Source organism: Sphaerochaeta sp., from assembly GCF_050178175.1.
GTDB lineage: Bacteria > Spirochaetota > Spirochaetia > Sphaerochaetales > Sphaerochaetaceae > Sphaerochaeta.
The window spans coordinates 1-8763 of sequence record NZ_JBFXGH010000095.1 but is presented as its reverse complement, the minus strand read 5'-3'; the positions used below and the strand labels follow the sequence as shown (position 1 = coordinate 8763).

Here is an 8763-nt window from a genome sequence, read left to right as displayed (position 1 = left end):
CTGTAGCGCTCGATTGCCCTTGGCAGACTCCGGCTTCCATCTATAAGGAGACATGGGGCTACCGCAGTTGGCAGGTACGCGGCGACAAGCATGAGAAGATCAAGGAACTGAGTGCGACTGCCAGGAGAGTAATCGAAGGGGGGGGGGAACTACCTTCTGAATATAGGTCTGGTGGGAGATGGATCAATCCAGGAGTTTGAGGAAGCAGTCCTGAAAGGCATTGGAAAGGAACTTGCAGGGAATCCTCCGGAGAGGAAAACAACAACCCTCCAGATACCAGAAAAAGAGTACCAAGGGCCTTCCTTTGCCTGTGGAGAACCGGTGGTTGTCTACCGATATACTGGAGCAGAGTACTACTCCTACCGCCCTATCCCCACAAGTCTGCACTGGAAGATTGCCATAGAGGAGAACAAGAAGCTCTCCATCTACTGGAAAACCACAGAACCACTGGAAAAAGAGGAGAAGCTTGTTCTAGTGGTGGATGGAAAACCTTATTACAGCAGCTTACAGAAGGGACGACACACTGATGCTTTCATTACATCTCTTCCCTTGCAGAAAGGTAAGCATGAGTTCATCGTCCATACAGTGGGAAGTCCACTCAAGCGTCCGGCTTTGGGCGCCCATACACTACAGATAGTCCTGGAAGAGGAGAGCAGATAATGAAGATTGAGATTTGTCTGGAATCGATCGAAAGCGTGATCGCAGCAGAGCAAGGAGGGGCCGACCGCGTGGAGTTCTGCGCCGACCTGTTCGAGGGGGGCACTACCCCATCGCTGGGAGCATTCAAGGCAGCCAGGGCACACTCCACCATAGCCATGAACGTCATGGTCCGCCCCCGAGGCGGCGACTTCTGCTACTCGGACCTGGAGTTTGAGGCGATGAAGGAGGATGCAAGGCTCTTCCGAGAGGCGGGGGCCGACGGCATCGTCTTCGGCATCCTCACCCCTGACGGGGAGATCGACATGGAGCGCAGCAGAGAGCTCATCGAGATCGCTCGCCCCTGCTCGGTCACCTTCCACCGCGCCTTCGATATGAGCCGTGACGCCTCAAGGTCCCTGGAGAAGCTCATCGAGCTCGGGGTCGACCGGGTGCTCACCAGCGGCCTGGAGGAGACCGTCACCGAGGGGCTGGAGACACTGAAAAGCCTGATCGACCAAGCAGACGAGCGTATCATCGTCATGCCTGGCTGTGGCATCACCGAGCGAAACTTCACCAGGATCCAGGAAGCCCTGGGGGCAAAGGAGTACCATGTGGCACTGGACGGCACCTATGAGTCCCGCATGACCTACAGGCCCGACCACATCTACATGGGTGGCATGCTCCGCCAGACGGAGTTCAGTCTCCGTCACACCGACAAGGGCCGGGTGGGAACCGTGGTCTCCCAGAAAGGGGGCAGGTGATGAAAGGACGAGTCTTCGTGGGCGGGCTGCACCATGAGTCCGACACCTTCAACCCCATCATCACCTCCCGTGATGAGATCTGGGTGAGCAGGAAGGAGGAGCTTTTCGCAAAGAAGGAGAGCTCGGCCAGCGGAATCATCAATACCCTCATCGCCGCAGGCTATGAGGTCATCCCCTCCCTGGTTGCACGGGCCGTGCCCAACGGGGTGTGGGACAGAACATACTACCAGGAGCTCAAGGAAGAACTGCTGCAGGACCTAAGGGAAGCAGGGGAGCTTGATGCCATCTGCCTCTCCTTGCATGGAAGCATGCGGGTTGCAGGCATCGGGGAGGCCGAGGGGGACCTGCTTGAGGCGGTGAGACTCATCCAGCCATCAATCCCCATCCTCACCAGCCTGGACATGCATGCCACCCTCACCAGGCGCATGAGGAAGGCAGCGGACGGGTTCGTGGGCTACAAGTGCGCCCCGCACACCGATACCTACGAGACCGGCATCCACGCCGCCCTGATGGTCATCCGCACCATTGAGTCAGGCAAGAGACCCACCATGGCCATGGTGAGGATACCGATGCTTATCGCAGGGGAGCAGAGCGAGACCAGCGTGGAGCCGATGAGGAGCCTCATCCAGGAGCTGAGGGAACGGGAGAAGGAAGAAGGCGTGCTTGCCTGTTCCTTCACCCTCGGCTTCCCCTGGGCGGATGAGAGGGAGAACGCGGTGCATGCGGTGGTGGTGACCCAGGACGACCAAAAACGAGCCGATGAGATAGCAAAGGAACTGGCAGCCATATTCTGGGGCCGGAGGGCCGAGTTCGGGTTCTACAACGAGACCAGGATGCCCAGCGATGCCATAGGGGCGACCAAGGATTCGATTGCAGAAGGTGTGTACCCGGTGGTCATCAGCGACAGCGGGGACAACCCGACCGCAGGGGGAAGCGGGGATGTGACGAACTTCCTGCGCCTGGTCATGGACGACCCCGTCCTCTCCACGCTCAGTCCACCCCTGCTCTACCAGGGATTCTATGACCCACCTGTGGTGGCTCAGGCTTTCCGCGAGGGAGTTGGTTCATCCTTCCACTGCTCACTGGGAGCGAAGTTCGACAAAGAGAAGAGCAGTCCTATCGAGGCTGAGGCCAAGGTCATCTCCCTCAAGGAGAAATGGGAAGGCGCGAACAACGCCGACCTTGCCCTCCTGGAGATGGGAGGGGTGCACGTGGTGGTGGCGAGCAAACATGTAGGATGCTACGACCCCGGGATGATGAGGATCCTCGGGGCTGAGCCGACAGGGTGCAAGGCAATCGTGGTGAAGCTGGGCTACCTGGAACCACAGATACGCTCGATTGCAAAGCGGTCGATGATGGCACTCACCACCGGCAGCACCGACGAGCTCTTCACCCGCCTGCCCTACAGGGAGCTCTCCAGGCCCATCTACCCGCTTGACGGGGAGTTTGATGCTGAGCTGGAATTGATCTGACAAGAATCAAGGATACTGGAACAAGGGGAGAGACTGGTAGGGTCTCTCTCCTTTTTATTGTATCCAGTGCTTCTATAGAAAGCGAGTTACTGTGGTGTACGTAGTATTGCCAGGCGTCCAATATCGTAATCACGAATGCCTCCCTTTGTATGGAGATCTCTTCATGCAGAAAAAGCTTTCTATTCGTAATTTGCATAGGAATTCAATGCAAATAACTAATATTTTTACACTTTAAAAGGTATTTGCTCTTAAAAGCATATATTATTGTTGACTCTCCGGATTAATCATCTTATCATAAACATACCCAAAAAGGAGAAAACACCTATGTTAATCAACTTTACCGTTTCCAATTTTAGGAGTTTCAAAGAGGAAGCATTGCTTAATCTTGCTCCTGCTAAACGAATCAAGGAAAAGAGCGAACATGTGTTGCACTCCCCCAAGAATAAGAAAGTGGATGTACTTCCCGTATCAGTTATCTATGGAAAAAACGGAAGTGGCAAAACAACATTTATCGATGCCCTCTCCTTCATGAAATTGCGCGTAACACAAGATATATATCCCTCTGTCACTCCATTCAGGTTAGCTGACACGATACAGGAAAATGAACCCACTAGATTTTCAATTCTCTTTAAATATCATGACATTGTGTATGACTATGGGTTTTCGCTCCATAAGAAGGTTGTACAGGAAGAATGGCTTTCAGTATATTTCTCGTCAAAACCAAGTCTCCTGTTTGAACGATATAATGAGAACGGAAAGCCTATGGCTACATTTGGACAAGCACTTATCTCTGCAACACCCAAAGGTAAAAACTACCTTGGCTTTATTATGGAAGGAATAAATCAAGAAGAGCTATTTCTTCGTGAAGCAGTCAATAGAAATGTCAAAATCCTTGCTCCTATTATTGAATGGTTTTCAGACCATTGTTTCATCATCATGCCTGAAAGCAAAGTACAAGCACTTGAGTTGCTGTTGCATGATCAGTCTGAAACCCTACAGAAGATAAATAAGCGGATCAAGGAGATGGACCTTGATATTGATGAACTGGACTCAGTACGCAAACCTTTTGATATTGAAAAGTTCTGTTCCCGTTTTGAAGATGCTGAAGCAGCACAATATCATTCAATGTTTGAGGAGATGCAAGAAAACGAAGCTGTTCCTCTGAATGATGAATATGCGAACCCGCATGGTGTTGTACTGAAGACCGCAGAGGGTTTTGAAATGGTCAAGCTGGAAGCAGGATATACAAGGCAGGACGGGAAGCATATTCAATTTGATATGTCATTGGCTTCCAGTGGTATGAACAGAATGCTTCATTTGCTTCCTGCATTGGATCTCATCCATGGGGAAGACACTGTTTTTGTTATTGATGAATTGGAGCGAAGTCTCCATACCTTGCTCGCTCAATACTTTATCAAGAATTTCATAACAGAAACAACAAACTCCCAAATAGGCAACCAACTGATCTTCAGTACCCATGACACCAATCTGCTGGATGCAGATATATTCCGCAGTGATGAAATATGGTTGATCGAAAAAGACCCTGGTCACGGAAGCCATCTCTGCAACCTTGTGGAATTCAAGCTTACCACAGGATTGAACTATGAAAAGGGATACTTGAGCGGCCGATTTGGAGCAATCCCTGTTTTTCATGGAAACCAATTGAGGATTCATTGATATGGCAAGCCATGTAAAAAGAACAAAACCACAATTTCAGAGAGATATTAAGCCCTATCGGGATGCTTTTTTGGTTCTGGTTGCTACTGAAGGTGAAAAGACTGAGGAGCTTTATTTCTCGTTCCCCTTTGTTTCACATAGAAGAGTCAAAGTTCTCCCTATTCCCTCTAAGGATAGATGTTCTGCCCCTGCCTATGTACTAGAAAACCTTAAAGCTACAGCAAAAAAACTTGATCTTGGAAAACACGATAAGCTTTGGCTGGCAATCGATAAGGATAGGTGGAAAGATCAGCAAATAAGAGAGGTAATGGGACAAAAAATAAGGAAAATGCCTATTCAAGTTGCTGTAAGTAACCCATGCTTTGAGCTCTGGCTGTTCCTCCATTTTGCACCTTTACCATCTTCTCCAATTAATTGTTCCAAGGATATGGGAAAAGAACTGAAAAAGGTTAAGAAAAGCTATAGAAAGAACTCATTGAAGCCAGAAGAGTATGAATCCGGGTTTCCTCATGCCATGAGAGAGGCAGGTAAAACGCAAGTAGACAATGACGGTGTACCGATAAATCCTGGTACTCATGTATATCTAATCATGAAGGAAATTCAAGAGCTCAAGACGAATGAAGACAATACTGCATGCGGGTAAGCTTACAGGTGGAATCTCACAATCTACACAAGTGGTGAAGCTGGTCTATCTGGAACCACAGATACGCTCGATTGCAAAGCGGTCGATGATGGTACTCACCACCGGCAGCACCGACGAGCTCTTCACCCGCCTGCCCTACAGAGAGCTCTCCAGGCCCATCTACCCGCTTGACGGGGAGTTCGAGGCTGAGCTGGAATTGATCTGACAGAGAGAGTGGATACTGACATATAGGGAGGACCTCTTTGGTTCTCCTTTTTATAACCATTTCTTCCTACCACAGAAAAATTTCCTTGACAGGTAAAATCTATGGGGTTTATAGTAAAGGAGTAAAAACGTTTTGCGTAAATTTGCATACTTTTATTTTCAAGCCTTACAAGGAGGAAAGAATGAAAAAGATTTTGGGAATTCTCTTGATCTTGGTCCTGGCTGGCACAGTAGTGTTTGCAGCAGGAACCAAAGAAGAAACAGGAAAGGATGTTACACTCTCAGTACTCTGGTTCAACGATGCCAATGAGGATGAGGTATTCCTCAACACCATCGATGACTATTTGCAGGCAAACCCGCATGTAAAGCTAGACATGCAGATTGTTGCTTACAATGAGTTCGACCAGAAACTGAAGTTGATGATCAGCGGGGGAAATCCTCCTGATCTCGCCCGTATAACCACCAACACGCTTAGTGTTGTTGTCGATAGCCTGGAGCCAATCGACAACCACGTGGCAGACATCGAGGCAGTGAAGGCACAGTTCCTGCCCTCCATGGTCGCATTTGCTTCAAACCCCAAGGGTGAGTTTGTTGCCTACCCAACTGAAGCAACCGCCAATGGAATGCTCGTCAACAAGTCTGCCTTTGACAAGGCAGGGATTGACGTTGATGAAGTGAGCAAGGATTGGACCTGGAGCGAATGGGAATCGGTTGTGAAAGAAGTAGTTGCAGCCAACCCAGAGATGAAGTATGGCTTGACCGTTGACTTCACCCCTCACCGCTTCTCTACTCTCATGTATCAGTTCGGTGGACACTTCCTGAACGAAGACCAGTCTAACATTGAGTTCAACAACCCTGGCACCATTGCCGCAATCAAGTGGTTCAAGCACGTCCATGATGCAGGTTTGGTTCCCAAGAGTGTATGGCTCGGTTCCGAGAACCCGGCTGAACTCTTCCAGGCAGGTCTGGTAGCAGGCCATATTGGTGGAAGCTGGAACATCAATACCTATAACAAGAACATTGCAGACTTTGAGTGGAAGGCTGTGAGAATGCCCAAGGCTGAGATCAACTCTTCTGTCCCTGGTGGTAAGTTTATCGCTTCCTTCAAGGGAAGCAAGAACCAGGAAGAGGCATTCAAGCTGATGGAGGCATTCGCTGACAAGGCTCACAACGAGATGTACAGCCGTGATACCTTCAACATTCCTTCCCGTGTTGATGCAAAGGTTTCCTATCCTTCGAACAGTGATGACTTCGAGGTCTTCCTTGAAGAGCTGAAGGTCACCCCGGCCTTTACTGCAAACGAATGGAAAAACACCAACCTGAGCAAGGTTACCACCTACATCCGCGAGCAGATCGTAGAGGTGTTGCTGGGTAACATCACCGCCGAAGAGGCTGTTGCCAATGTAGACAAGAAGGGCGCGACCTACTTCAAGTAAACTGAATTCTGGATATCGGCTCCTCCTCAGATGAGGGGGAGCACGATTGTTCCTACCGACAGAGAACCTGTCTCCCACAACCATATGAAACAACATACCAAGGGGAATTTCCATCAGACAGCAGCACCACTGCTATTCCTGCTTCCCAACATACTCATATTCGGCTTGTTCATCATTGTCCCTGCCATCCAGGGGCTGAGGATGTCCCTCACCGAATGGGGGGTATTCACTACCCCCAGGTTCATCGGTTTTGCAAACTTCGTTGAACTCGCCCAAGACGCTGTATTCTGGAAAACATTCAGCAATACCATCGTGTACTCGCTGTTCACTGTCAGTTTGATCATGGTCTATGCTTTGGCCCTGGCCTTGCTGCTCTATAAAAACACCATCAAGGGAGAGAAGGTATTCCGCTCTCTTTTCTATGTCCCTTCCCTGCTCAGCATGATCACCGTCGGTATTGCCTGGCGATTCATCCTGGGTGATGAGATGGGGATCATCAACTACCTGCTTCGCCGATTCGGTGGCTCAGGGATACCTTGGCTTACAGACGGCAACCTTGCCATGATTTCCATCATAGGTGTCAGTATCTGGGCACAGGCTGGATACTACATGGTTATCCTCATTGCCGGATTGCAGGCGATTCCCATAGAGCTATATGAGGCTGCCACCATCGATGGAGCTTCCAAGACAAAAACCTTCACCGCTATTACCCTTCCCTTGCTCAGGAGCACCCTGCTCGTGGTCATGGTGCTTTCCACCATTGCATCCTTCAAGGCATATGAGTTGATTTCCGTCATGACAAAGGGAGGACCTGGATATGCTACCAAACTCATCGTCCAACAAGTTTACCAGGTTGCATTTCTTGAGGACAGAATGGGCTACGCAAGCGCCATGTCCATTGTCCTGATGTTGATCATCAGCATCTTTACTCTGGTACAGTTCAAGTTCAGCGGAAAGGAGCAGGGTTATGAATAAGCAGAAAGTATACAACAGCATCCATTATGGGCTCCTGATCATCCTGGCACTCGGGACCTTGCTCCCCGTGCTCTGGGTTATACTCTCGTCCTTCAAACCACAGAGTGAATTGTTCCGTGTCCCTCTGACCTTTCTCCCCCAGAAGTGGACTGTACAGAACTATGTCAGCAGCCTCCAGGCTGGGAATTTCCCGGTATACTTCTCCAATACCGTATTCGTGGCTGTAGTTTCCACCTTCATTACGGTGATGATAAACCTCATGGCAGGCTATGCACTTGCGAAGTACATCTTCAAGGGAAGAAACCTGATCTTCACCATCATGATCGCCACCCTCATGATACCCTTGCAGGTCATCATGATTCCCATTTTTCTCCAGTTGAAGAACCTCGGGATGCTCAATTCACTGTGGGGAATAATCATTCCCCCTGCGGCAACGCCGACTGGGGTATTTCTCGCACGGCAGTATCTGGTGAACCTTCCTGACTCCCTCATCGAGGCTGCACGGATTGATGGGGCAAAGGAGTACACAATCTTCTTCCGTCTCATCCTTCCGATGAGCAAACCCATCGTTGCAACCATTGCGATCTTCAGCTTCATGTGGAGATGGAACGATTATCTCTGGCCCTTGATCGTAATCACCGACAACAAGAAACAGACCGTACAGCAAGCACTGGCAAACTTCGTCGGGCAGTTGCAGATCAACTGGTCCGATCTTCTTGCGATGACAACCATCGCAATCATCCCAGTCATCATCGTCTTTCTCGCATTCCAACGATTTTTCTTCAGTGGTATTGCCGCTGGATCGGTTAAAGGGTAACTCATGAAACATATAATCCATACACTCCATTCCTGCACGCTTCAGGACACAAAAACAGTAGTAGCTACAGGAGTGGGAGGCCAGCTCCATCTCAGGTTCCACACCCAGGAGATAATCGAGGTTTCCTACCACTTTGACT

8 protein-coding genes and 2 pseudogenes are annotated in these 8763 nt (G+C 49.7%); all 10 read left to right on the top strand.

Annotation, left to right across the window (positions count from 1 at the left end):
• Positions 1-200: pseudogene (locus AB7S66_RS09725) on the top strand (hypothetical protein); the annotation flags it as partial.
• The gene (locus tag AB7S66_RS09720; RefSeq protein WP_428519490.1) at positions 172-660 is read left to right on the top strand and encodes a hypothetical protein; all 489 of its coding nucleotides are present in this window, start codon (positions 172-174) and stop codon (positions 658-660) included. The pseudogene AB7S66_RS09725 and the gene AB7S66_RS09720, both read left to right, overlap by 29 nt.
• A complete protein-coding gene (locus AB7S66_RS09715) occupies positions 660-1400 on the top strand; it encodes a copper homeostasis protein CutC (protein WP_428519488.1) in 741 nt (246 codons plus the stop codon). Before AB7S66_RS09720 ends, AB7S66_RS09715 begins: the two co-directional genes overlap by 1 nt.
• Positions 1400-2872 (top strand): M81 family metallopeptidase, encoded by a 1473-nt coding sequence (locus AB7S66_RS09710; RefSeq protein WP_428519486.1) that lies wholly within the window; start codon positions 1400-1402, stop codon positions 2870-2872. The genes AB7S66_RS09715 and AB7S66_RS09710 overlap by 1 nt, the downstream gene beginning before the upstream one ends.
• 324 nt (positions 2873-3196) lie before the next feature.
• Positions 3197-4549 (top strand): AAA family ATPase, encoded by a 1353-nt coding sequence (locus AB7S66_RS09705; RefSeq protein WP_428519484.1) that lies wholly within the window; start codon positions 3197-3199, stop codon positions 4547-4549.
• Position 4550: 1 nt separating this feature from the next.
• Positions 4551-5192 (top strand): RloB family protein, encoded by a 642-nt coding sequence (locus AB7S66_RS09700; RefSeq protein WP_428519482.1) that lies wholly within the window; start codon positions 4551-4553, stop codon positions 5190-5192.
• Between the two features lie 31 nt (positions 5193-5223).
• Positions 5224-5397 (top strand): annotated as a pseudogene (locus tag AB7S66_RS09695) (MlrC C-terminal domain-containing protein); the annotation flags it as partial.
• A gap of 181 nt (positions 5398-5578) precedes the next feature.
• Positions 5579-6832 (top strand): ABC transporter substrate-binding protein, encoded by a 1254-nt coding sequence (locus AB7S66_RS09690; protein WP_428519480.1) that lies wholly within the window; start codon positions 5579-5581, stop codon positions 6830-6832.
• Between the two features lie 84 nt (positions 6833-6916).
• A complete protein-coding gene (locus AB7S66_RS09685) occupies positions 6917-7807 on the top strand; it encodes a carbohydrate ABC transporter permease (RefSeq protein ID WP_428519478.1) in 891 nt (296 codons plus the stop codon).
• Positions 7800-8624, top strand: coding sequence for a carbohydrate ABC transporter permease (locus AB7S66_RS09680; RefSeq protein ID WP_428519476.1), 825 nt, complete (start codon positions 7800-7802; stop codon positions 8622-8624). Before AB7S66_RS09685 ends, AB7S66_RS09680 begins: the two co-directional genes overlap by 8 nt.
• The last annotated feature ends 139 nt before the right edge of the window (positions 8625-8763 follow it).